At 65.7% G+C, this 23819-nt stretch carries 20 protein-coding genes and 5 pseudogenes; 10 read left to right on the top strand and 15 right to left on the bottom strand.

What is annotated here, in order from left to right; all coding sequences use genetic code 11:
- Positions 1–56: 56 nt before the first annotated feature.
- Entirely contained in the window at positions 57–1328 is a 1272-nt protein-coding gene (locus BMX97_RS26800) for a cation:proton antiporter (RefSeq protein ID WP_091754232.1), read from the bottom strand.
- Between the two features lie 706 nt (positions 1329–2034).
- Between BMX97_RS26800 and BMX97_RS26790 the strand changes: the two genes are divergently transcribed.
- From BMX97_RS26790 to BMX97_RS33390, 4 genes are all read left to right on the top strand, one after another.
- A complete protein-coding gene (locus BMX97_RS26790; RefSeq protein WP_091754231.1) occupies positions 2035–2286 on the top strand; it encodes a hypothetical protein in 252 nt (83 codons plus the stop codon).
- Between the two features lie 106 nt (positions 2287–2392).
- Positions 2393–2869 carry a mechanosensitive ion channel family protein gene (locus BMX97_RS33400; protein WP_210187678.1) on the top strand — a complete coding sequence of 159 codons (477 nt, stop codon included), beginning with the start codon at positions 2393–2395 and terminating at the stop codon, positions 2867–2869.
- Entirely contained in the window at positions 2824–3003 is a 180-nt protein-coding gene (locus tag BMX97_RS33395) for a mechanosensitive ion channel family protein (protein ID WP_210187684.1), read from the top strand. The genes BMX97_RS33400 and BMX97_RS33395 overlap by 46 nt, the downstream gene beginning before the upstream one ends.
- Positions 2976–3350, top strand: coding sequence for a hypothetical protein (locus BMX97_RS33390; RefSeq protein WP_210187683.1), 375 nt, complete (start codon positions 2976–2978; stop codon positions 3348–3350). The genes BMX97_RS33395 and BMX97_RS33390 overlap by 28 nt, the downstream gene beginning before the upstream one ends.
- Before the next feature lie 30 nt (positions 3351–3380).
- Here BMX97_RS33390 and BMX97_RS26780 read toward each other — a convergent pair.
- Positions 3381–3938, bottom strand: a pseudogene (locus BMX97_RS26780) (ion channel); the annotation flags it as partial.
- A 370-nt stretch (positions 3939–4308) separates the two neighbouring features.
- Between BMX97_RS26780 and BMX97_RS26775 the strand changes: the two are divergent.
- The 4 genes and pseudogenes from BMX97_RS26775 to BMX97_RS26760 all read left to right on the top strand — a co-directional run bounded on the left by BMX97_RS26775 (position 4309) and on the right by BMX97_RS26760 (position 8299).
- Positions 4309–6000, top strand: a complete 1692-nt coding sequence (locus BMX97_RS26775; protein WP_091754230.1) for a methyl-accepting chemotaxis protein — start codon at positions 4309–4311, stop codon at positions 5998–6000.
- Positions 6001–6188: 188 nt separating this feature from the next.
- Positions 6189–6377 (top strand): annotated as a pseudogene (locus tag BMX97_RS26770) (Na+/H+ antiporter NhaA); the annotation flags it as partial.
- A 193-nt stretch (positions 6378–6570) separates the two neighbouring features.
- The gene (locus tag BMX97_RS26765; protein ID WP_348273139.1) at positions 6571–6933 is read left to right on the top strand and encodes an MgtC/SapB family protein; all 363 of its coding nucleotides are present in this window, start codon (positions 6571–6573) and stop codon (positions 6931–6933) included.
- Between the two features lie 67 nt (positions 6934–7000).
- A pseudogene (locus BMX97_RS26760) lies at positions 7001–8299 on the top strand (DUF2254 domain-containing protein).
- A gap of 97 nt (positions 8300–8396) precedes the next feature.
- Here BMX97_RS26760 and BMX97_RS26755 read toward each other — a convergent pair.
- The 6 genes from BMX97_RS26755 to BMX97_RS26730 form a co-directional block, all read right to left on the bottom strand.
- The gene (locus BMX97_RS26755) at positions 8397–9062 is read right to left on the bottom strand and encodes a response regulator transcription factor (protein WP_091754229.1); all 666 of its coding nucleotides are present in this window, start codon (positions 9060–9062) and stop codon (positions 8397–8399) included.
- Between the two features lie 18 nt (positions 9063–9080).
- On the bottom strand, positions 9081–11153 hold the full coding sequence (locus BMX97_RS26750) for a sensor histidine kinase (protein ID WP_091754228.1): 2073 nt from the start codon (positions 11151–11153) through the stop codon (positions 9081–9083).
- The gene (locus tag BMX97_RS26745; RefSeq protein WP_244538659.1) at positions 11137–11481 is read right to left on the bottom strand and encodes a hypothetical protein; all 345 of its coding nucleotides are present in this window, start codon (positions 11479–11481) and stop codon (positions 11137–11139) included. The genes BMX97_RS26750 and BMX97_RS26745 overlap by 17 nt, the downstream gene beginning before the upstream one ends.
- A gap of 125 nt (positions 11482–11606) precedes the next feature.
- Positions 11607–11822: a hypothetical protein gene (locus BMX97_RS26740; RefSeq protein WP_060850927.1), complete on the bottom strand. Its 216-nt coding sequence runs from the start codon at positions 11820–11822 to the stop codon at positions 11607–11609.
- Positions 11823–12008: 186 nt separating this feature from the next.
- Positions 12009–12506 carry a PRC-barrel domain-containing protein gene (locus BMX97_RS26735; protein ID WP_091754226.1) on the bottom strand — a complete coding sequence of 166 codons (498 nt, stop codon included), beginning with the start codon at positions 12504–12506 and terminating at the stop codon, positions 12009–12011.
- 85 nt (positions 12507–12591) lie between these two features.
- Entirely contained in the window at positions 12592–13023 is a 432-nt protein-coding gene (locus BMX97_RS26730; protein ID WP_091754225.1) for a hypothetical protein, read from the bottom strand.
- Between the two features lie 367 nt (positions 13024–13390).
- Here BMX97_RS26730 and BMX97_RS26725 point away from each other — a divergent pair, with 367 nt between their 5' ends.
- Positions 13391–13636: a hypothetical protein gene (locus BMX97_RS26725; RefSeq protein ID WP_091754224.1), complete on the top strand. Its 246-nt coding sequence runs from the start codon at positions 13391–13393 to the stop codon at positions 13634–13636.
- Between the two features lie 766 nt (positions 13637–14402).
- Here BMX97_RS26725 and BMX97_RS26710 read toward each other — a convergent pair.
- The 7 genes and pseudogenes from BMX97_RS26710 to BMX97_RS26680 form a co-directional block, all read right to left on the bottom strand.
- Positions 14403–15539: an alpha/beta hydrolase gene (locus tag BMX97_RS26710; RefSeq protein WP_091754221.1), complete on the bottom strand. Its 1137-nt coding sequence runs from the start codon at positions 15537–15539 to the stop codon at positions 14403–14405.
- A gap of 124 nt (positions 15540–15663) precedes the next feature.
- Complete coding sequence (locus tag BMX97_RS26705; protein WP_091754220.1) at positions 15664–16869, bottom strand: ABC transporter substrate-binding protein; 1206 nt, start codon at positions 16867–16869, stop codon at positions 15664–15666.
- Between the two features lie 130 nt (positions 16870–16999).
- Positions 17000–17645 (bottom strand): annotated as a pseudogene (locus BMX97_RS26700) (CoA-transferase).
- A gap of 17 nt (positions 17646–17662) precedes the next feature.
- The gene (locus BMX97_RS26695) at positions 17663–18322 is read right to left on the bottom strand and encodes a 3-oxoacid CoA-transferase subunit A (protein ID WP_091754219.1); all 660 of its coding nucleotides are present in this window, start codon (positions 18320–18322) and stop codon (positions 17663–17665) included.
- Positions 18323–18444: 122 nt separating this feature from the next.
- A complete protein-coding gene (locus BMX97_RS26690; protein WP_091754218.1) occupies positions 18445–19233 on the bottom strand; it encodes an SDR family oxidoreductase in 789 nt (262 codons plus the stop codon).
- Positions 19234–19310: 77 nt separating this feature from the next.
- Positions 19311–20569, bottom strand: a pseudogene (locus BMX97_RS26685) (MFS transporter).
- A gap of 131 nt (positions 20570–20700) precedes the next feature.
- The gene (locus tag BMX97_RS26680) at positions 20701–21639 is read right to left on the bottom strand and encodes a 3,5-dioxohexanoate:acetyl-CoA acetone transferase (protein ID WP_091754217.1); all 939 of its coding nucleotides are present in this window, start codon (positions 21637–21639) and stop codon (positions 20701–20703) included.
- A gap of 382 nt (positions 21640–22021) precedes the next feature.
- On the opposite strand from BMX97_RS26680, the gene BMX97_RS26675 reads away from it, so the two are divergent.
- Positions 22022–23077 carry an AraC family transcriptional regulator gene (locus tag BMX97_RS26675; protein WP_091754216.1) on the top strand — a complete coding sequence of 352 codons (1056 nt, stop codon included), beginning with the start codon at positions 22022–22024 and terminating at the stop codon, positions 23075–23077.
- Positions 23078–23819: the final 742 nt, after the last annotated feature.

Raw genomic sequence — 23819 nt, 5'->3', positions numbered from 1 at the left:
CCATTGCGCGTCATGCGGGAGTTGCCAGACCTCAGACCTGCCACAAGCCGGGGCGATCATGTCGTGTCGTCCTCCGGCAGGTCCTTCAGCGTCCGGCGCGCGACGGCGCCGAGAGTGAGGCCTTGCACGATGATGGTGAACAGGACCACCGCGTAGGTCGCGGCCAGCACGACGGATTTGGCTTCACTCTCCGGCAATGACAAGGCCAGGGCCACGGAGATGCCGCCGCGCACCCCCGCCCAGGTCAGGAACGGCACGTTGCGGGGGCTGAGATGGCCGCCCCACCTGAAGGCCAGGAGCGGCGCGGATACGGCAATGAGGCGGGCGACGAGGACGATGGGCACGGCACAGACGGCGAGCAGCAGCCCGCTCGCCGCGAAGCGCAGCACCAGCACCTCCAGGCCGATGAGCAGGAACAATACCGAGTTCAGCACCTCGTCGATGAGCGTCCAGAGGGACTCGACGTAGCCTTGCGTGCGCTCGCTCATCGCGTCACGTGGCGCGCGGTCTCCCACCAGGAGACCGGCTGCAACGACCGCGAGCGGACCGCTTGCGTGCAGCTTCTGGGCGAGCGCATAGGTGCCGGCGACCAGCGCCAGAGTGATCAGCACCTCGACGGGAAAGTCGTCGATGGCCCGCATGGCCCGGTAGGCGAGGTAGCCGGCGACAACGCCGAGCAGCAGGCCGCCGCCCGCCTCATGAAGCAGGAGCTTGGCGACGCCGCCGGCGGTCGTCGCCTCTCCGCCGGAGCCGACGGCGAAGGCGACGAGCACCGTGAAGAGCACGATGCCGATGCCGTCGTTGAACAGGGCCTCGCCCTGCATCTCGACCTCCAGGGCCTCGGGGACCCGCACGTTCTTGAGAGTCGCCAGCACCGCCACCGGGTCGGTCGGGCTGATCAGGGCGCCGAACACCAGAGCCCAGGCGAGGGGTAGCGGCTGGCCGAGGGAGCTCGCCGCCAACCAGAAGGCGCCGCCGACGATCGCGGTGGAGATGAGGGTACCGACGAGCGCCAGCGTCGCCACGGCCCACGCCCGGTCGCGCAGGGCTCCGAGGTCGAGGCTCATGGCACCGGCAAACAGCAGGAAGGCCAGCATGCCGTCCATCACCACCTTGGTGAAGTCGACCTGCCCGAGGACGCGGGTGAGGTCCTCGTACAGGTGCTGCTCGGGGAAGGCCACGTCGAGGATGACGAGGGCAAGCGAGGCGGCGAGGCCCATGACGAGCAGGCCGACGGAGTGCGGCAGATGCAGCAGCTTCCGGTTGAGCCAACCGAACAGGGCCGAGAGCGTCAGCAGCATGGCCGCCAGATCGAGGATGGAAATCACGGTCGTACCCCGATGAGGAGTGGCATCGCGGCCGCCATGGGCGCGCGGGACTTCAGCGCATGTCCCGCGGCAGGTGCCTCAGCGGGTCTGTCCGGCCCCCACCGTTCTTGCCATGCACGGAGCCTTCGGACCGCATCACCTCCGTGGACGCCTGGATCGCGCTCGGAGACGCCACTTGGCCGGTAGTCCGGTCGCGCGGCCCGCCATGGCCCTCGACCGTAGCCGTACCGGGGGGCAGGGTCGCGGCAGTCGGCTGGTCGATGGCGCTGGATGCCGACTGGGCCGCCGCCCGATCGACGGTGGCGGCCGTCGCGCCAAGGCCGGCGACGGCACAGATGAGGAGGGTGGCGATGCTCCGCCTGCGGCGAGCCCGTCGGTGGTCGGTCATCGGTTCGCGGTACTCCCGATCGGATGGCCGCACGCCGGCCCGTCGTCCTGCAAGCCCCTCCGATGGCCTTGGTTCCTGATCGGGCTCGGTGGTATCCGCACAGGCCGTGTCGCAGGCGGCACCGAGCGAAAACCCGAAGCGACGAGCTGCATGGCGCCGCCCGTCGGTCCTGCCGCCCCCGGACGATGGTCGAATTTTCCTCAACGCGAGCGAGGTTCGGGCGTTGCCGACCGCGATCCGACACGTCGAGCGGGCGCGTCCTGGTCGCATTACCCGAATGTCGGGCAAACCTGTCCAGGCCGGACAAGGAGCATCACCGTGCAGAAGACCATCCTCGCTTCGGCGTTTCTCGCCGGTCTCGGCCTCGCCGCGACCACCCTTCCATCCGCGGCGCTGCCCGTGAGCGCCTCCGGCGTAGCGCCCGCTGCCGGCATCGACGTCATGCAGGTGCGCATGCACCGGCGCTCCCGGATGCGGCAGGGGTCCGCCAGCCGCGGGAATGCCGCCATGCCCTCGCGGGGCGCCCGCGGGCAGCAATATGGCGGGACGAGCGGCGGCCCTCGCCGCTGATCGCACACGCGCTTATCCCGTGGGGGGCCCGCGCCCCTTCGGACAACGACGCGCCGCCGGAAGGCACGACCGCCTCCGGCGGCTTTTTCATGGGGTGATGCCAGGCATGATCTTCGCGGAAGCGCTCGGACGCCTCGAGGGGCTGGGTCGGTCGGCAGCGGCGCTGCTGCCGGGGCTTGGCGTCGCTCTCGTCCTGTTCGGTCTCGGCCTCGTCGTTGCCCGACTGGTGCGCGCCGCCGTGCGCCGAGCCGCCGCACTCCGTGACGCCTCGCCGGGTTCGGCCGCGGTCCTCGGACGCATCGCCGGCGGCGTGACCATCCTCGTCGCGTTCCTGGTGGCCGCGTCGGTCGCCTTCCCGTCGGTCTCGGCCGCCGACCTGTTCAACCTGCTCGGCATCGGCGGCGTTGCCATCGGCTTTGCCTTCCGCGATGTGCTCCAGAACCTGCTCGCCGGCATCCTGATTCTGCTGACGCGGCCCTTCGTCATCGGCGACCAGATCCGTGCCGGCTCGCACGAAGGCACGGTCGAGGACGCTGGGTGCGCGCCACGGTGCTGCGCACCTACGACAACCAGCGAGTGCTGATCCCGAACGCCACCCTGTTCGTCGACAAGATCACGGTCATCACCGCGCACGAGAAGCGCCGCCTCGCCTTCCCGCTCACCATCGGAACGGCGACGACATCCGCGAGGTGCGCCGGGTCATCGTCGAGGCGCTGAAGGGCACCGAGGGCGTGCTGGCCGACCCGCCGCCCGAGGCCCTGGTCACGGGCCTGGGCGCCGCCGGGGTCGACATGACGGCCAGGCTGTGGATCGACCCGCCCCGGCGGCGCGACGCGGTTGATGCGCTCGATCACGCCATCGCCAACGTAAAGGACGCGCTCGCTGCGGCCGGAATCGACCTGCCGTATCCGACCAGCCAGATCCTGTTCCATGACCAGACCGAGGAGACCGACGGCGACCGGGCTCGCCAGCGCGAGGGCTGGCCCGCCGGCCGGAATCCCCCGCGCAGCCGCGGGCACGTCGCGCGGGAGCGGCAGGAGACGGACGAGGAGGAGCGTGCGTAACGGCTCGCCTCGATGGGTTCTCTCGCCGGCGATGTTAAGGCCCGTCCAGCAGGCCTCGTCATGCACGGCGTCCATCTCGTACCGCTGAAGGGCGCAAGTCGGGCACGGGAAGCGCACCTTGCGGGGCCGGAACAGCACCTGAACGAGGCGCAAGAAAAAAGCGTCACCCCGCAGATCATCACCACGACCAAGACGAGGCGGACGCCGGTCCCGTGCTGGGTAACGTCGCCGTAGCCGGTCGTCGTCAGCGAGTTGATCGTTAAGGAGAGCGCATCGACGTAGTTGCCGATGACGGAGTTGCGCCCGCTCTGCGTGAAAAAAGACGATCCCCGTCATCACGAACACGAACACCGCGAGGTTCACCGCCACGATGATCACTTCCTCGGTGCGATGGAAAAACGGGAAGTCGGCACGCAGGCGGTCGAGCAACGGGTAGGTGCGCAGCAGCCGCAGGATGCGCAGGGAACCCGCACCCTCGCCGACGATGGGCGGGAGGAACGAGGCGATGGCGGCGAGGTCGAACCAGGTGGTCGGGCACGGGAACTCGCGGCCGAGCCGCGGGCAGATGGCGTGCCGGAACAGGAAGTCGACGGTCGCCGCCGCCCAATCAGGACGTCGACGCCCTCGCCGTAGAAAGTCCAAAGCCTCTCGGTCAGGCATGTCTTACGCAGGGAAACATTTGCCCGGAGGTTTCGGCGGCGGAACCTGCGCCGTGGACACGGCGGTGGCAACCTGAACAGGACGGCGGCTGAAAAGGTCTTCCTCGTGGGTCCCAGGACGAAACGTCCGTCGGCTTGGCCTTGCAAGGGTCTACAGACGACCCGTTGCGCAACAAGGCGCCTGAACTCGAGACGAAAGCCAACGGCGGGGCATAATATCATAACCGTTAAATATAGTAATGGAGCAATTCGTCATTAACAACGGCGTGCTCAAACAGGTGCGACTGTGGAGACGACCCATGCTACGCCTTTCGAACTACAAAATAATTCCCAAGCTTGCCAGCGTCCTGGTCATGATCGGTGCGATCATCGGTTGCTGTATCTGGTATGCACAGGGACGCATGACCCAGATCGACAATGCCTACAGTGAGTTCATCGACCGTGAGGCGCAAGGAGCAGCTACGGCCCGGCGGGTCAATCGGCTCATTTTCGAACTCAACTACTGGGTCTATCGCGTCATCGCCGAGACCGATGAAATGCAGATGAAATATGCAAACGATGGGTTCGAAGCAACGATTCCCAGGATACAGAAAGTGTTGGATGAATTGCGTCATCAGGCGCCGTCTTTCTTACCGCGGATCGAGGAGCAGGCGGGGCGCGTGGATCGGTTCATCAAAAATGTTGTGGAAGTTCGCCGTCTCGGTTTGGCCAATCAGAATGCCGAAGCGGTCGACCTCGTTCATCGAACCGTCGATCCGACATTCAAAGCCATGGTCGAGGAGGGTAACAGGCTCGGTGACGATATCCTCGATTACATGCGGAAGGGGTCAGCGTCTCTCACCCACGAGACGAACGTTACGCGGCACAGCCTGATCGGGTTCAGCGCGGCCGGGATCCTGGCGGGTCTTCTCGCGGCAGTCCTCGTCGCAATCTACGGCATCACGCGACCGCTTGGTAGCTTGGTGCACGTGTTGCAGCGTATGGCGAATGGCGACATCGACGCTGCGATTCCGGAGGCCACGCGCGGGGACGAGATCGGCTCAGTGGGCAAGGCGGTCGAGGGCATCAAGGCCCTGGTGGCGCAGAAAGCCGCCGAGCAGGCGGAGATCAAGCGGATCGCCGAAGAAGTTGCGACGGTCGAGCGTCGGCGCGCCACGGCTGAACTGGCAGATGCCTTTGAGAAGTCGGTCGGTGGCATTGTCGGCAGGGTGTCCGCCTCTGCAACGGAGCTTCAGGCTACCGCCGCGACCATGACGGCCACCGCGACCGAGACTGCTTCGCAGTCCACGACGGTGGCGGCCGCCGCCGAGCAGGCAGCCTCCAACGTGAGCACCGTAGCCGCAGCCTCTGAGGAGTTGGGCGCCTCGGTGCAGGAGATCGGGCGCCAGGTGCAGGGCTCGGCCTCGATGGCAAATTCCGCCGTACGCGAAGCCGATCAGGCGGCGCACCTCGTCGAGGAACTCACCGCGGCAGTCTCGAAGATCGGTGATGTCGTCAACCTGATCTCCTCGATTGCCGGGCAGACCAATCTCCTGGCGTTGAACGCGACCATCGAGGCGGCCCGGGCCGGCGAGGCGGGACGCGGCTTCGCGGTCGTCGCCGCGGAGGTCAAGGAACTTGCCGGGCAGACGGCACGCGCCACCGACGAGATCGGCGGCCATATCGGGCGCATCCAGGGCGTGACTGACCAAGCCGTTTCGGCGATCAGCTCGATCACGGCGCGTATCCGGGAAATCAACGCGGTGACCACGACCATCGCGGCGGCGGTTGAGGAGCAGAGCGCGGCGACCCAGGAGATCGTCCGTAACGTCGCCCAAGCGGCCACCGGCACGTCCGAGGTGACCGGCAACATCGCCGGGGTCGCGCAGGCGTCGGAGGAGACCGGAGCCGCAGCCAGCCAGGTGCTCGCCTCCGCCTCCGAGCTGTCGGGCCAATCCGAACACCTCTCGGCCGAAGTGGCGCGCTTCCTTCACACGGTGCGTGCAGCTTGACACTTCGGCAAATCATGGCCGGGCTCATCCTTGGTGATGTGAGCCCGGCTACTCTCTAAGTGGCGCATCCTGTGCTACCACCACAGGGTCGCTTCGAGTATCGCCCCCGCGACCTTATGCGACGGGCAGGCCGGGCCGGCGCAGTCTGAACAGCTCCCCGCTCGTGCTCCGGCCTGCCGCCCCGATACCTGCTCTGCGACGTCGGCCTCGTCAGGAGCCGGTTCATCGGCCGGCTCGCCTTCGCGAACGCGCCGACTCTGGAGGCCGAGGTCAGGATCGGCATTCTCGCCGGTTCGGTCGCCTGCATGGTCGCCGGGGCGCTCGTGCTTCCGGTCGCTGCACCGCGGCAACGCCGCGCGCGGCCGGTCCCGGCCTGAGCCGGGCGGCCCGGGAAAGGGGTGCGGCCAGCGCGTGTTGATCCCCAACGCCTCGCCAGGCCTGCCGGGATCCGAACCCGTTCATGCCCCTCGACACCACCACCCTCTCGCTGACGGACATCTTCCTGCGGCTCGGCGCGGCTGCGGCTTGCTGCTGGGCTTCGAGCGGGAGCACAAGGGCTAGGATGCCGCGATCCGCACACATGCCCTCGTCGCCCTGAGTTCCGCGGTCATCACCACCTCGGCGCTGAGCCTCTACGTCGACGTGCAGGCCCGCGGCGGCAACGCCGATCCTCTGTGCGTCATCCAGGGGTTGGTTGAGGCCATCGGCTTCATCGACGCCGGCACGGTCTTCGTCGACAAGGACGACGCGGAGCGGACCGTCCGGAACCTTACGACGGCGGCCAGCGTCAGGCTCGCGGCCTCGGCCGGCATCGTGGCCGGCGCGGCGCAGTTCACGCTGCTCGCCGCGGCGATGGGTGTCGGGCAGGCCATCCTGGTGCTGATCACCCCGCTCAAGCGGTTTGGTCTCGCGCGGGCGGATGGAGAGGAGTGAGAGCGATGCCGGTAGACTGGAAGGAGCGCCCCGCTCGAGCCCGAGCGGCGGAACGGGGGAATTGCCGGTGAGGGCGAGGATACGGGCCTTGATCGAGTTCCTGGGCGACCAGTTCTGGCTGCGGCCGGCGCTGGTCGTGCTCGCCTGCATCGGCCTGGCGCAGGCCGCGATCTGGCTGGAGACCGCCCGCATCGCCGGCTACGACCCGTCCTCCCCGGACGCGAACTGGGGCTGGGCCGGCGGCGCCGAGGGGGCCCGGGCGCTTCTCAGCGCGGTCGCCTCCTCCACCATCGGCGTGGCGGGTACCACCTTCTCCATCACCATCGCGGCGCTGACCCTCGCCTCGAACCAGATGGGGCCGCGGCTCCTGCGCAACTTCGTGCGCGACGCCCGCAACCAGCTCGTGCTCGGCGCCTTTCTCGGCACCTTCGCCTACGCGCTGATGGTGCTGCGCACGGTGCGCACCGTCCAGGAGGAGACCTTCGTCCCGCACCTCGCCATCTCGGGCGCCGTGCTGCTGGCGCTGGTCTGCCTCGGAACGCTGGTCTGGTTCGTCCACCACGTCGCCACCAGCATCAACGTCGAGACGGTGGTAGATGCTGTCCATCGCGACTTGTGCAAGGCGGTCGAGGCGCGGACTCGCGACGAGGCCGACATCCAGCCGCCGGCGGGGGGGCCGCGCGGCGTCCCGGTCGCGCCGGCGGAGGGCGGATACCTGTAGGCGGTCGATACGGAGGGGCTCGCCGACTGGGCGCACGAGCACCGCATCGTCCTCGCCCTGCGGGTGAGGCCGGGCGACTTCGTACCGAGGGGATTTCCGGTCGTCGTGCCGTCCGCGGGCGTCGACGGCACCGCCGATGCAGTCGCCCGCTCGCTCACCTTCGGACGCCGCCCGGCGGCGCTGCAGGACCTGGAATACTCTGTGCGGCAGCTCGTCGAGATCGGGGTGCGGGCGCTGTCGCCCGGCATCAACGACCCGATGACGGCGGGGAGCGTACTCGACCATCTGGGGGACGCCCTGTGCCGGATCGCCCCGCGCCACCTGCTCACGGGGGCCGTCGCCCGCGAGGGCCGCGTCGTGCTCGTCCATCCGGTGACCGATTACGACGGCCTGTGCGATGCGATGTTCCACATGATCCGCCAGAACGCCGCCGGGTCGGTGCATGTGCTCGCCCGGATGCTCGACGTGCTGGCCCGGGTCGCGGAGGTCGAGCGGCTGACCTCGCGCTTGGCGGAACTCGGACGCCATGCCGACCTCGTGCTCGCCGCCGCCCGGCGGGACGTCGCCGACCCGAGCGACCTTGCCGACCTGGAGGAGCGGCACGCCCGCTTCGTCCGGGTGCGCGCCGGGACCGGACCGGGATGATCCCCAAGACCACGACGAGACCCGCTCCGGCCTTCGCCGGGCGGGGTGCCGGAGGGCGAAGGGCCGACCCCGGCGCCGCCAGGGAATGAGGGTGTCGCTACCGCAAGGCGAGCGCGTCGAACCAGCCATGCGTGGCGCCGTAGCGGATGATCTCGGCCCGGGTCTTCAGCCCGAGCTTCTCGGCGGCCCGCGCCTTGTAGGTCTCGACCGACTTCACGCTGACGTCGATGCGTCGCGCGATCTCCTTGTTGCTGAACCCTTGCGCGATCAGCCGCAGGGTCTCGGTCTCGCGCGGGCTCAGCGGCTCACGCCCCTCCGTCGTGCCGGGGCGTCCATCCGCCCCGGAGGGCTCCGCCAGGGCGTGGCCGGCGATCGAGGGGTCGAGATAGACGCCCCCGGAGGCCACTGCCCGGACCGCGCGCAGCAGGTCGTCCGCCGCGGAGCGCTTGAGCAGGTAACCCCGCGCCCCGGCCCTTATCAGCGGCTGCACATAGGCGGCATCCTCGTGGACCGTCAGCACCAGCACACGGGTCCCCGGGCACTCGCCCGTCACCCGCTCCGTCAGTTCGAGGCCGTTCAGACCGGGCATCGAGACGTCGACCACGGCGATGTCGGGCGCGACCGCACGGATCATCGGCAGCGCCTCGCCGCCGTCGGTGGCCTCGCCGACGAGATCGATCTCCGGGTCGGCTTTCAGAAGCGCCCGGATGCCCGCGAGGACCACGGGATGGTCGTCGGCGAGAACGACGCGGATACGGTCCATGATGGCTTCTCCCGTGCGTCAGGCGGCCGGCGCCACCGGGATGCGGACGAACAGCGTCGTACCGACGCCCAGGGTCGTTTCCAGGGTGAGCGTACCACCCAGCAGGGTCAAACGCTCGCGGATGCCCGAAAGGCCCAGTCGCGGCTCGGCGGACTTGCGCCCGTCGCGCAGTGGGGGGCCGGAGGCGGCCTCGCAGCCGACGCCGTCATCCTCGATGATCACCTGGACCTCGTCCGGGCGGTGGTCGACGCAGACGCTGACAGTGGCCGCCCGCGCGTGCTTCAGGACGTTGGTGAGCGCCTCCTGCACGATCCGGTAGATCGCGCTCTCGACGGCCGCCGGAAGGCGCGACGCCTCGCCGATGAATTCCAGGTCGGGCCGGATGCCGTGGCGCTGGCCCCACTCGCGGAGAAGCGTCGCCAGCGCCTCGCGCAAGCCGAGGTCGTCGAGGGCGGTCGGGCGCAGGTCGATGGCGGCGCGGTGGATGTCGCGTCCGACCTCGCCGGCGAGACGCTGCAGCCACTCGATCTGCCGTTTGGCCTCGGTCGAGGTCCCGTCCGCGGCGAGCAGCCGTTCCAGCCCCTTGAGGCCGAGCGATAGCCCGGTCACCGTCTGCCCGACCTGGTCATGCAGCTCGCGGGCGATCCGGCGCTGCTCGTTCTCCTGCGCCTCGCCGAGGCGGCGCAGCAGGTCGAGGCGCTCCGCCTCGGCGCGCTTGCGGGGACCGACATCCGAGACGACGCCGTAGACGAGGTCGGCGGGGTCATTCTTTCGAAGCCGGGGCGCACGCCCGGTCAGGCGCACCCACCGCGGCTCCGGGCTCCGTTGCGAGACCCGGAACTCCACGTCGAGGGGCACGCCCTCGGCGAGGCTTCGCCGCAGTTCCGTGACCAACCGCTCGCGGTCGAGGGCGTCGACCGCCAGCAGGGCGATAACGGCATCCGCCGTGATCTCGCGCCCCTCCGGCACCTCCGCCTCCCAGCCCAGGAGCTCGGCGGCGCGCCGGGAGGCCGTCACGGTCTCCTCGACCGGATCCCATCGCAAGGTGCCGAGTTCCGCCGCCTCGGCGGCGACCGCGCCCTGCTCCTCGCTCGACCGCAGGGCGAGGGCGAAGCGCGCCTGCTCGCCCGCCCGGCGCTGAGCCATGTCGCGGCCGACGAGGCCGACCAGCGCGAGACCGAGGCCGATGCTGAGCACGCTGCCGCAGGCCAGCACGAGGTAGGAGCGCGAGACCGGCGCATTCAGCGTGGCGACCGGCAGACCGAAATGCACCGACCAGCCGCCCGTCTCCGTCAACGTGCGGTAAACGACCTCGACGTCCGGCCCCTCCAGGGTGGAGCCGGTGTAGAAGCCCTGCGGCGCCCGCCGGATGGCGGCCCGCAAGGCGGCGTTGGCCGGGTGGCCGAGTTCCTCCTCCTCGGCCCGGGTGCGGGCGATGGTGTTGCCCTGCGCGTCGACGATGGTCCCGACCCAGCCCTCCGGTGCGCCCGCATCGCGGAGGATCGAGCTGACGGCGTTCGTCGCGAGGCCGACCGAGAGGACGTGGCGGAGCGTTCCGTCGCGGACGACCGGGACCCGCAGCGCGACGAGGCGCTTGCCCGAGATCCGCCCGACCGGCCCGATCCCTCCGACCACCGGCCGCTTCGTCCGCACCACCGCATCGAAGCTCACGCGGTCGGCGGTGGGGCCGAGCTCATCGTCGAGGGAGCGGAGCAGGTTGACGACCTGGGCGCCGTCGGGGCCGGCGAGCTCGACGGTCTCCCACAGCGGGTGCTCCTGCCTCAGACGCTCGGCCTCGGCGTAGAAGGCGGCGAGGTCCGGCCGGTCCAGGCTCGCCGAGGCGGCCTCGGCGCGGAGGACCGCGACCTGGGTCGCGATGTCGAAGGCGACGCGCTCGGCGACGCGGGCCGCGCTCGCCACGGCGGCACCGCGGGTCAGTCCGCGCTGCTGCTGCGCCATGAGCGTCGCCACCCAGCCGCTGAGCAGCAGCACCGGGATGGCGGCCGCCACCGCGAGCGCGACGACGGTACGTCCGTTTCCGCGATGGATCTCGGGCCGGCCGGAATCGCCGTCGTCAAGCCTTGAGGTCATGCAGGGACAATCGGGTGGACCCGTTCGCAGCGGTCGTCCCGGCCGAGGAGGCCGGCCTTTCCGCGTCCGGACCATCGGCCGAGATCGTCGCATCCTGCAAGGGCGCCCCGGACGAGGGCGCTCCGACTATGCCGGGGTCGATCGACGTTCCCGGATCGGTCAGCGCCAGCCCGTCGCCGAGCAGGCGCCGGCCGGACGCGATGACCTGGAGGATCTGGCGGTCGCCCCCTGCGGCCACCGCGTTCCGCTGCAGGTGCCGCAGCCGTTCGATGAGGTTCGGCGGCGCCGCCGCAGGGTCCTGCAGGCCCGCCTCGACCAGGGTGGTCACCACCCGTTCCAGGCGACTGAGGGGCCGGCCCTCGATACAGTGGGTTCGCTTCCGTCCCATCGCCGTCTCCGTTGCCGTCCGGACCGGCGCCGAAGCCCCGCAGGCTCGAGGGCGACGTCCGCGATTTAGATCGAGGTCGGGTTGGCCGCCGCGTCCCGGGTCGTGCGGCTCCGGGACGCGACGGCCGGATGGGTGACCCGCTCGGCGAAATCCCACGTCGAACCATCGTAGCCCTCGTACCAGGCCCGGCGCTCGCGGGAGTCCAAGGGGTAGTTGCAGGCATCCCGCGGGCGCCCGAGGGCCCGGGCGCGGGAGCCCTGCTTGATGATGTCCATGATCATCGCCGCTCTTTCCGCTGTCTCAATGGTGTTGAAGCGGTTCCGAGTAGCGCCCGGATCATCGCAGGCGACAAGAGGTTTCGCCGAGCCTCGCCGTTCTCACCGACGCCTGTCAGGTTCATCCCGACAGGGCCCGCGCACGGGAGCGCTTGAGCGTGGCTCCGCGAACACGGAGCCACGCGCGACGGATCAGGTGTTCCGGCTGTACTTGAACTCGGGCGCGTTCTTCAGGGCGTCCTTGTCCGTGTCGACCATCGCCTTGAGCTTGCCGTCCGTTTTGTGCAGGAAGATCGACGAGGGGTCGACCACCACGTAGCGCTCGCCCATGCCGAGGAAGCCGCCGACGCTGACGACGACGCCGGTGACGGTCTTGCCGTTGTCGATGACGAGATCCTCGATCTCCCCGACGGTCTCGTTCTTGTTGTTGTAGAGGTTCTTGCCGACGAGTCTGGACGAGGTCACCTCTGCCGGCTTGGCGGTGACGAACTTGATCTTGGCGGTTGCGGTGTCGGCCATGGTCATGCCGCCCGCGTTGCCGGCCGGGGCCGGCATCGCAGCGCCGGCCGCCGGCGGCGTCATCGGTGCGGTCTGGGCACCGGCGGGCGGCTGCGCCGCCTTGTCCTGGGCGAGCGCGGGGCCGGCCAGCAGGCCTCCGGCGACGAGGCTGGTTGCGAGAAGCGTCTTCATGGGTTCGCCTAGGTCATGAGGGAAGGGAAGTCCCGGCGGGACGGGGCCGCCAGGATCCGGGTGCGGGTCCGATGGACGGAGGACCTCAGTAGCCGCAGTTGCAGGCGGGCTGGCCGTAGCCGTACCCGTAGCCTACCGGGGCGTAGCCGTATCCATAGCCGCGGTCATAGGCGGGCCTGGCGGCGGCCGCGGCGAGACCGAGACCGAGACCGGCCGCCAGCCCGAGGCCGCGATGGCCGCGGCGGTACCCGTAGCCGTAGCGTCCGTAGGGGCGCCCGTAGCCGTACCGGGCTCGCGACAGGCCGTAGCGGCGGTATCCACCAAAGCGCCTGGCGTGGGGGCGCAAGCCGATCGACCGGTGCCCATGGAAACCCTGGCGGAGCCCGCCGTGATGGCCGCCGACGCCGCCGTGGTGGAAGCCGTGACCTTGGCCGCGCCCGAAGGGCCGGGCTTCGCTCGCTGACGAGAACAGCATCAGGCCCGATGCGGCCGCGAGGGCCAGTGCGAGACGTTTCATCTGTTTCAACTCCGTGATGGTGGTGGCTGACCCTTGCGGGCCACGACCGTGACGGGTTCGACGAGGTGGCCTGTGGCTTGGCTCGCGGGTCGCAGGGTCCTCTCGCGCCGGCTCCTGCAGCGACCGGGCTCGGTGCCCCGGTCTCCCCGCTCACCGAGTGATCTGTGGCGCCGAGGATGGAGGCGCAGTCGGAGAAGACCGCAATCCTGTCGGGACAAACCTGACACTCCCTATGACACGCCTTCGCGGGCGGCTTGCGCCGGCCAAGTTGGTTCACGAAAGCTTAGGCTCGAACCTCCGACCTTGCCGCGCGAAGGCAGGGGCGACGGTTCCCGGTCCGCGTCAGCCACCGAGACGGGAGAGCGACATGAAGAAGGCCATCGTTCGGACGGCGTCATTTGCCTGGGGCGGCTGGGCGGGGTCAGGCTCTGTGGCAGGAACGGACGACGCACCGGGCCTTACTCTCCCAACGGCCGGGTCGATCGAAGATTGGGCACGCCTCGGCGGCGGCCTGGCGTCGACCCATCCCGATCTCCTGTCCGGCCATGGCGGCACCGCCACGGATGACCGCAGCACCGGATATCCCGGTCATGTCGTACCGCCATCCCCCTGACGCCGGCTCGGGCTCGTCGGTCCAGCAGGCCCCGTCGCCATGTCGACGATGGCGGCGCTGGCCGAGCGAGCGGCCGCGGTCCGGCAACGACAATGGGCACGGCGCCACCGCGTGGCTCCTCTGGGCTGCAGGCGGGGTCGGGCTGTGCCTGATCCTTGTCCTTGGCGTTGCCGTCGTCGGCGGATCCTGAACCCGGCGGTCCGTTCGCGCCAATTGCGGGGCGCAAACCCGCAGGTCCCGGATCGGAACATGCCAGGAAGATCATTCGCGACCCATTCCATTGTTTGCAAAGGCAGCCGGCGGCACCTTGCCTTCGAGCCTCGTCGCGGCTCACCACGGACCTCCGACGTGGTCCTGGCCATCGTCGCAGTGCCCCTGCTCGCCGGTCTGTGCCTGCTCGCGGCGGCCAACGCGATCGGAGTGATCGGCCCGCACGGCGTCGTACAGCGCGTTCGAAGGCCTACCTGCTTGCTGGGGTGCTGCAGCGTCGCACAGGCGGCCCGGGGGCTTCCTCAGCCCAGCACGACAGCGTCAGCGTAGAGGTCCAGTCTGTCTGGCAATACCCCTCGCAAAAAGTACATAGTTGGAACAAATATAATAATCAATCTGTCAAGTGCCATTTTAATTTGATTGATTCTTTCATAATCAATAAAACTCCCACGAACAATGACTTTTCTTAGCATTACATACCAAATCATAAACATATTGTATTTTTAGTAAGCGCGCCCCTTACAATCAATATTTATCGAGGCGCGCCTTGTATCATTTATTTTCCAAGATAGGCGTCGAAGAACCGCGCGATGTCATTGAAAGCCTCCCGCGTTTCTGGCGCGTCGATGTTCCCCATGTACTGGGCGTGCGACTGGCCTTCGTAGATATTCAGCTCGGCCACGACACCGGCGCGTTTCAGCGCGCGATGCGTCCGCACGGTGTTCGACAGGAACAGGTCGCGCGTGCCCGAGGTAAGGATCGCGGGCGGGAAGCGGCTGAAATCGCCGTAGATCGGCGAGAGCTGCGGATCCTTCAGGTCGTGGCCCGCTGCGTACAGCCTGGCGGCCCGGCCAAGCCAGCCGTCCCACGTCACCAGGATGTTGTCGACCCACTCGTTGCTCTTGTAGGTGTCGCCGGTATCGGTGATGTCCGACCACGGCGTGCCGGGTGCGATCGCCGCGGGCAGCGGCAGACCCTCTTGCTTGGCGCGGTGGACCATCGCGAGCGTCATCGCCCCGCCTGTCGAGGTGCCCAGGATCGCGATGTTCTTCGGATCAGCCATCGTGATAGCTGCCTTCCAGACAGCCATGGCATCGTCCATCGCAGCCGGGTAGGGGAAGTCGGGTGGCATCCGGTAGTCGACGCAGATGACCTTGAAGCCGCCGAACCCGGCGATCATCAGGGCTTCCGGCAACGCCGCCTCGCCCGGCGCGAAAACGTATCCACCGCCATGCATGTGGACGAGCAGCCGGTTCCTGTTGGCCTCCGGAATCGCATTCGGCGTGACGATGTAGGCCTTGACCCCACCGATGACCGCCGGTTGCACGGTGACCGCCATCTTCTCCTGCATGGCTGGAAGCGCCGCCCGGATCAGGGCGGCCCGCCGTTCGATCAGGTCCTTCCACTCCGCCGCACTCTGCGGCTCGGCGTTGAAGTGCGGCGGGAACGGCGCGGCGATCATCGCCTGGGCGGCCGAGCTGACCCCTTCGATCGGGACCGGGATGGTCTCGGCCGGGCGCCGACGCGGACCCGGCTTGCTGTTGGCGGCTGCTTGCTGGGCGGCGAATGCCTCGCCGCCAGTCTGTATTTCGGTCGCGGCGGACGGCTGAGGCGCAGCTTGTTGGGCTAACGCGGGCGAGATTGCGGGCGACACGGCCAGCGCAACGACAGCAATGCGTAGGAACGGCGACATTTCTTCCTCCCAATACTTATCAATGCTTTTTTGTTGCGCGTCGCATGACGCGAGCGGCCCTTCGTGATCGGCAAGCCGGCTGCAATCTGCATGCAGGCGCGGCTGGCCGATCTGATTGTTAGGTTTAGTTCTTCGCGACAAGCGGGCAACCGCCCTGGCTCATTGGCTTAAAAGCCTGGTCGCCGGGGATCGTGGCGAGCTTGTTGTAGACATCCCAGGGGCCCTTCGATTCGGACGGCTTCTTGACCTCGAACAGGTACATGTCGTGGATCGTGCGGCCGTCGGCGCGGATCATGCCCTTGCCGAACAGCGGATCGTCGGTCGGGTTGGCCTTCATCCACTCCATCACGACCTTTGGGTCCTTCGACTTCGTCGCCGCGATCGCCTTCAGGTAGTGCATCATCCCACCGTAGACACCGGCCTGGTTCATGCTCGGCATGTTGCCGTTCGCGCGCTTCGCGAAGCGCTCCGAGAAGGCCCGGGTCCCGTCGTTCAGGTCCCAATAGAAGGCCTCCGTCAGCACCAGCCCCTTGGCGGTCTCGAGACCGAGCGCCTTGGCGTCCTGGGCGTAGAACAGGAGCGCCGCGAGCTTCTGCCCACCCTGGGTGATGCCGAACTCATGGGCCTGCTTGACGGCGTTGATGGTGTCGCCGCCGGCATTCGCCAGCCCGATCACCTTGGCGCCCGAGGCCTGCGCCTGGAGCAGGAAGGACGAGAAATCGTTTGCCGGGAACGGCACCCGGGCCGAGCCGAGGACCTTGCCGCCGTTGCGGGTGACGACCGCGGCGGTCTCACTCTGGAGCGATTGCCCGAAGGCGTAGTCGGCAGTCAGGAAGAACCAGGTGTCGCCGCCGCGCTTGACCATGGCGCCGCCGGTACCGTTCGCCAGCGCGTAGGTGTCGTAGGTCCAATGAACGGTGTTGGGCGAGCACTGCGACCCGGTCAGGTCGGTGCTGCCAGCGCCCGAGTCGATGAAGATCTTGTTCTTCTCACGGGTAACCTGGCTGACAGCAAGCGCTACCGACGAGGTCGGGACGTCGAAGATGGCGTCGACGCTATCGCGATCGTACCACTGCCGGGCGATGCCGGCGCCGACGTCCGGCTTGTTCTGGTGATCGGCCGAAACGATCTCGACAGTGACGTCCTTGCTGATCGCCGCGAAGTCCTCCGCCGCCAGCTGCGCCGCGACAACCGAACCCTTGCCGCCGATATCCGAGTAGACGCCCGACATATCGTTCAGGACCCCAACCTTGACGCTTGTTTGCGCTAGGACGGAGGCGGTTGAAAGGGTAAACCACCCGATGGACAGCAGAACCTTTATTTTCTTCATAGCCAGCTCCTATTTTATGACTTCGTTGGACACCGATATACGACATGATTTCACATCGATCGCAATCAATTATCGTATGTTTCAACTCAAAAAGCGTTCCAGTTGCGCATCGTGAAACAGCCACATTTCTTCAGAGTGACATTTCTGGAACATATTCTTTGATGAAAAAACCTGCACAGTCGCTCCGAGGATCGCATCAACCGACACACCTAGTGCACGCTCGCGAAGAGATAATCGGTCCTGGCCGGGCTCGATCGCCGCCATTTCCCGTCACACTGAGAATCACGGGACGGAGCGATGTCGCGGGCAGCGTGAGTTCCGGGATGATCTTGAGAACGTTCTTTTGCGTATGATTCATCTCGACGATGACGCGACGGGCTCCACTGACGAGGTCCATTGTTCCACCCATGCCCAGGACGAGCTGTCCCGGTATCATTCAATCGGCCAATCGCCCGTACAGGTCGCCAGCCGCCCTCCGAGGACGGTCGCATCGAGATGACCGCCGCGAATCAGGGCGAACGGCATCGCCGAGGCGAACGCGACCGCCCCTGGCAGGGCGGAGACGAACGCACCAGCCGCGTCGGTCAGGTGCACATCCTCCATCCCCTCCGGGGGCGGGCTCGAAAACCGACGATGCCGTTCTCGGGCTGAAAGTAGACCCGGCGCCCTCGGGGAACGAAGCGCGCGACCTGCGTCGGGAGCCCGATACCGAGGTTGAGCAGCGTGTTGTCCTGTAAATCCTGGGCAACGCGGCGTGCGATCAGTTCGCGGGAAATTCATATCGTCTCGAACCTCACGGAGGGAGCGGGCGTTTGACCAGTTGGTCGACCGGGATGGCCGGCACATGGATGATGTCCGGTGATAGAACGCTGGCTGGAACGATCTCGTTCGGCTCCGCGATGACGGTGCCGGCTGCCAGAGCCATGAGCGGATTGAAGTCCCGGGCGGTGAGCGAATAGGCGAGGTTGCCGGCGTAGTTCGCACTTCGAGCCGCGACTTGGGCGATCGCTGCACGGAACGCCTCCTCGATCAGGAACTCCCGGCCGCCGATCGTCGGGACGGTCTTGCCCTCGGCGACGATAGTGCCGAGGGCGGTGGCCGTCAGCACGCCGCCCAGGCCGGAGCCGCCGGTAAGCACACGCTTCGCCAGGGTACCCAGTGGGACCAGTTCAACCACGATGTCGCCGGCCAGCATCCTGCACCGCGTCTCGGGGTTCGTGCCGTTGTGAGAGACGATCGCGGGGGATACGGCGCCTGCGCTGATCAGCTTGTCGATGCCTATGCCCGGCCGTACGGTAACGTTGGCGATGATCGTCAGCTCCCTGGCACCACGAGCCACGAGCGCATCGACAAAACGGACCGGCGTACTGACCCCCATGAAGCCACCAATCATGATCGTGGCTCCGTCCGGGACCAGTTCGTCAGCCGCGTACGGTGTCAGGCTGTTTCTCACGGCGGACCCATCGGTAGCGTTGGCGCAGCTGAAGTCGTGTGCCGTTGAGCGATGCTTCCGGCCGTGATGACGCGAGAGCGGACGCTTCGTCGGCGCGCGGGGCAACGGCTTGCCCAGTGGGGCTACAAGTGCTCGACGTTTCCGTCGACGCTGATGGCCTGGCCGGTGATATTCCTGGCCGCCGGCGAGCATAGGAACAACGTCGTCGCGGCGATGTCACTTTCGGTGACCATCCTGCCCAGCGAGATCTTCGTGAGGTATTCGGCTTTCATCTCGTCGAAGCCGAGCCCCAGAGCCTGCGCCCGCGCGGCGATGACGCGGTCCATGCGCGGTCCGGCCACGGGGCCGGGCAGGACGGCATTGACCCGCACGCCGTCCCGGCCGAGTTCCATCGCCAGCGATTTCACTAGGCCGGCGATCGCCCACTTGGTCGATGCGTAGGGCGTCCGGAACGGGTAGCCGAGGCGGCCAGCCACCGACGACATCGCGACGATGCCGGCCGCCGGAGAGCGCTTCAGGATCGGAACCGCACGGCGCAACACATAGAACTGGCTGTTCAGATTGGTGGAAACCGTCCGATCCCAATCGTCGGGCTCCAGGTCCTCGATGGCACCGGTGGGACCCGAGATGCCGGCATTGTTGACGACGACGTCGAGCCCACCCAGCGCTTCGGCTGCGGCATCGACCAGCCGGTCGACGCTCTCCCTGTTGGCGACATCGGCGACGCCGGCGCCGATCGATGGATGGGCTTCCGTGACGGCTGCCACGGCGGCAGGGTCGATGTCGCAGACGTAGACGCGTGCATCGGCCTCGTCGAACGCCTTGGCGATGGTGAGGCCGATACCGGCGGCCCCGCCCGTGACGAGGACCCGAAGGCCGGGGGCTGGTTTCAAAAGATCGAAGGTGGCCATGATGGATCCTGTCTGAAAGGCTGCTGCCAGAGGGGCGCCGTTGGCTCCAGGGAGCCGACGGGTCGTGCCAGATCGTCTTAGGTATGGCTCGGGACGAGGAGCCCGTCGTCCTGGGGACGGGATTCAGTGCGAAGAGCCTTTGCCAGAGCAGTGATCAGGACGAGGCCCAGCGCCGCCGTGACTGCGATGACGATGAAGCCCGAGGCGCTGCGGCCCGTCTCCCGTTCGACGAGCCCGAAGATGTAGGGCCCGACGAAGCCGCCCATCAGGCCGATCGTGTTGATGAAGGCGAGGCCCGCGGCCGCCTGGATGCCTTGCAGGCGTTTCATTGCGATCGACCAGAAGATCGGCAGGATCCCGCCGGCGAAGAACGCGGTGGTCGTAAAGAGCACGAGATGGATTGCCGGCAGCGAAACCATCAGGAAGATCGTTGCGCTGATCAGCAAACCCGTGGTGACGACGCCGAGGAACATCATGTCGCTCTCGAAGAGCGGCTTGATGCGCGGCAGGATCAGGACGCCGAGGAGAAATCCGATCCCCACGGTGCTCGACAGCAGGCCGACCATCAGGGGCGTACTCGCCTGCATCTGCTGCACCATCGAGGGGATGAAGAAGTACAGCCCGACGAACCCGATCTGGTTAAGAAAGTAGATGAGCGCGATCAGGACCGTGCTGGGGCGCTTGAGGGCGGAGACCCAGTCCTTCGACGGCGCATGGGCGTGAGAGTCCTTGGCTCCGGCGGCGTTTCGCTCGAGAGCCGAGGCTTCGTCGGCGGTGAGCCAGCGCGCATCCCGCGGGCGGTCGGGGAAGATGAACCAGAGGACGATACCGAAAATGACGGTCGGAAGCCCCTCAAGCAGGAACATCCATTGCCAGCCGTGAAGTCCACCCATGCCGTCGAGCTGCATGAGGGCGCCGCCAAGAGGATTTCCGATCGTCAGTCCCATGGCGGGAGCCGTATAGATCCAGCCGATCGCGACACCCGGTCGCGCTGTGCGAACCAAAGCGTCGTCACGTACATGAGGGCCGGGAACAGGCCGGCCTCGGCAATCCCGAGCAGGAGGCGAAACGCGTAAAACGACCATTCCCCCTGCACGAACATCATCAGCGCCGAGATCGCCCCCCAGGTCACCGCGATGCGCGCGATCCAGCGTCGCGGGCCGATGCGGTGCGCCAGAAGATTGCTCGGGACTTCCAGGAGCGCGTATCCCCAGAAGAAGATCCCTGCGCCGAACCCGTACATTGCCGGCGTAATGCCAAGATCGACCTGGAATGCCCCTTTCGCGAGCGCGACGTTCGTGCGATCGATAAAGGACAGAAAATAGATGAACACCATCATCGGCAGAAGGTGGCGGTTCACCTTCGCGGTGGCGCTGCGCAGGACCCGGTCCGCGGGTGCGCTGCTTAACCTCTCGCTCATTTCGCGTCTTCTCCCTAGATATTTTTTAGATAAAGATGTCTGCGAAACTAGAATTTAATATTGCTTGGACCCTTCAACCGGAGGATCTCTCGGGCTTCTGCCGGTGTTGCGATCTCAAGCGAGAGTTCTTCCAGGATTCGCCTGATCTTCCAGACCTGCTCTGCGCTCGACTTAGCAGGAACGCCCTTGGCGATGTAGATGCTGTCCTCCAACCCGACGCGAACATGGCCGCCCATGAGCGCGCCCAAGGTGACGAACGGGAGCTGGTGGCGACCAGCACCGAGCACCGAGAACTGGTATGATTCCCGACCGAAGAGCCGATCCGCCGTCATGCGCATAAGCGTCAAGTTCTCAGGATCTGGACCAAGTCCACCCAGCACGCCAAAGATCGACTGAATAAAGAAGGGGGGCTTCACCAGCCCTTTCTCGACAAAATAGGAAATATTGTAGAGATGGCCGACGTCGTAGCACTCGAACTCGAATCTTGTGCCTTTGGCACCGAGATCCTGTAAGATATATGCAATATCCTTAAACGTATTTCGAAATACTTGATCTTCCATGCCCTCGAGATAAGACTTTTCCCAGTCGTAGCGCCAGGAGGAAATCCGGCTGGCGACGTCATGGATCGAGAAATTCATCGAGCCCATGTTTAGCGAGCACATTTCGGGCCCGACTTCGAGCGGATAAGCAAGCCGCTCGGCCAGCGTCATGCGCGTGCTGCCTCCAGTGGTGATGTTGACGATGGCGTCGGTGGCGGCTGCAATGACGGGCACGAACTGGCGGTAGACGGCCGGATCGGGTGTCGGCCTGCCATCAGCCGGGTTGCGAGCGTGGAGATGGATGATCGCAGCACCCGCTTCCGCAGCTTCGATCGACTGGCTGGCGATTTGTTCGGGCGTCAACGGAAGATGCTCGGACATTGACGGCGTATGCGTCGATCCAGTAATTGCACAAGTGATAATAATCTTGCGAGATTTCGATTTCATGGCGACTTCCTTTTCATTGTTGGGCTGTCAAACGACATCTGCCGGTGAAGTGCACTATTGCTTCATTCTATTATAACAATGTATAAGATTATCGAACGAACACCGCGATAAATCGTGGCGAAGCTGCGTCCGGCGAAATCGAAGGCAGATTTCGATTTGATCATTGACGATAACGGCTGTGAGGCTCGCAACAATGCTTGCCCAGATCATGAAATTTGTCGCGCTCGTGCTCGACCACATGTGCGGTCAACGCTGTGCGATCACGCAAGCTCCGCGGCTCTTGGTCCCCCCTGATCTTCCATGACTTTAATCCGTCCCTGGGTAGCCGCCAAGGTCATCGTGGGACATACTACGGTCCTTAGAGGACAGGCGGGAGGCACCCGTGTTCAGTAAGTTGCCGCTGCCGGGCGAACGGATCTACGCGCCTTACAAGATCGCTGCGCTTGTCGAGGTTCTGGGGGAGCAGGGCATCCCAGCGGACGCTTGCCTGCATGGGACCGGGGTGAACGTAAGCCAGCTTCGAGACGGCGCGACCCTGACCTCGGTGCGGCAGTACGCAGATGCCTGCCGGAATGCACTGCGACTTTCACAAGATCCGAGCACGCCGTTCCAGGTGGGCTCCCGCCTTCACCTCTCGGCCTACGGAATGTACGGCTATGCCCTCATGTCCTGCCTGTCGCTCCGGGATTATTTTAATCTCGGAGTAAAATACCACTTTCTGGCAACGCCGACCTTGACGATCGAATGGCAAGAGGGTCCTGACGCAGCTATCTGGAGATTTCCTGACGAATTCAGTTTTGCGCCGTCAGGGGAGCTTCGACAGTTTTTGATAGAACAGCAATTTACGCAGCAGGCTACTCATATTCAAGATGTTGCTGGAGTATCATGCCCTCCCACGAAGGCGAACTTTTCTTTCAAGCAGCCGCATTATATTGATATATATGAAAAATATCTGAGATGTCCGTGCTTTTTTGATCAGGACCGATGTGAGCTTCACTACGATAGCTCCATCCTCGATTGGAAGCCGCAGATGGCGCATCACTTAACGACATTCATGTTTCAGGAAGCCTGTGACAATCTCGTTGGAAAGGCAAAAACGTCAGTTGGTATTGCCGGAGAGATTTATCAAATATTGATGCGTTCACCTAGCTCATCCCCGAACATAGAAGACGCAGCTAAGTCTCTACACATGACAGCGCGGACCCTTCGCCGACGCCTGGAGCTCGAAAACATCACGTTCTCGATGATCGTCGATGATTTTCGCAGATCCCTCGCCATCGAATATCTTTCCAAAACAAAATTGAACTATGAGGACATCGCGGTGCTTGTCGGATTTTCCGATGTGGCAAATTTTAGGAGGGCGTTCAAAAGGTGGACGCAAAAAACCGTTGGTGACTTTCGTGGACAGGGGTCAAGGAAGCGGATTTCAGAAAAGTAGGATCCGTGCTGCTTACCATCAGAAGCATGCCTTCATCATGACAGTCACCCACTTGGTCTCGCGGCAACCGTTCCATAACACATCGTACGATCACTCACAGTCGGACCAGTCAGAGATTTTCCAACTTACACCCCAAAGCGTATTATTTTTCGCCGCTAATCCAACAGTTTTCTGCGAGCATATAGTCCGGCAGCTGGAGCCACCCGTCGCCGGCTTTACTGGACGCGCGCGTTAGGATCTCGGACGCGAAGCTTCGATCCTAAATTCATTTCAGTTGCTACCGTTGGACTTCGCACGGCCGAGTAGCCTGACCGAGTCTTCCGTTCGACGGAAGTCGCAAACCGCAAGCGAGCTGGCCCAGCTGCTCGGCAACCGACGGCGCCCCTGGAGACCTGATTTGCATTCTAATGCTTTAACGCATTCAGAGGCCTCATAGGAGGCGCGAGCCGTGCGGGTCGGAGGGCAACTGCGAGTCCCTGGCGATCCGAGTGGCGCATAAGCTTGAGGCCCCGGACGTGAGCGATCTGCTCTCGGATTTGTTCGTCCTGCGCGCGTGCCTGCGCACGTTTGTGTATCAGCACTGAAGCGGCCCCCCGTCGCAAAAATATCATAAGTTCCTGATTTTAAATCATAGATTGAGTGTAATCACCCACGGGGTTCGGCGCGGTGCACGAGCCGCCTGACCTTGTCGAGGACGAGGTGAACCCGGGAAGCGATCAGGCGCGGATGGTCTTGAGGAGGG

Origin of the sequence: Methylobacterium sp. ap11 (assembly GCF_900110515.1) — a bacterium.
GTDB lineage: Bacteria > Pseudomonadota > Alphaproteobacteria > Rhizobiales > Beijerinckiaceae > Methylobacterium > Methylobacterium ajmalii.
The sequence above is the reverse complement of the archived record's forward strand: the minus strand, read 5'-3'. Positions and strand labels throughout refer to the sequence as shown.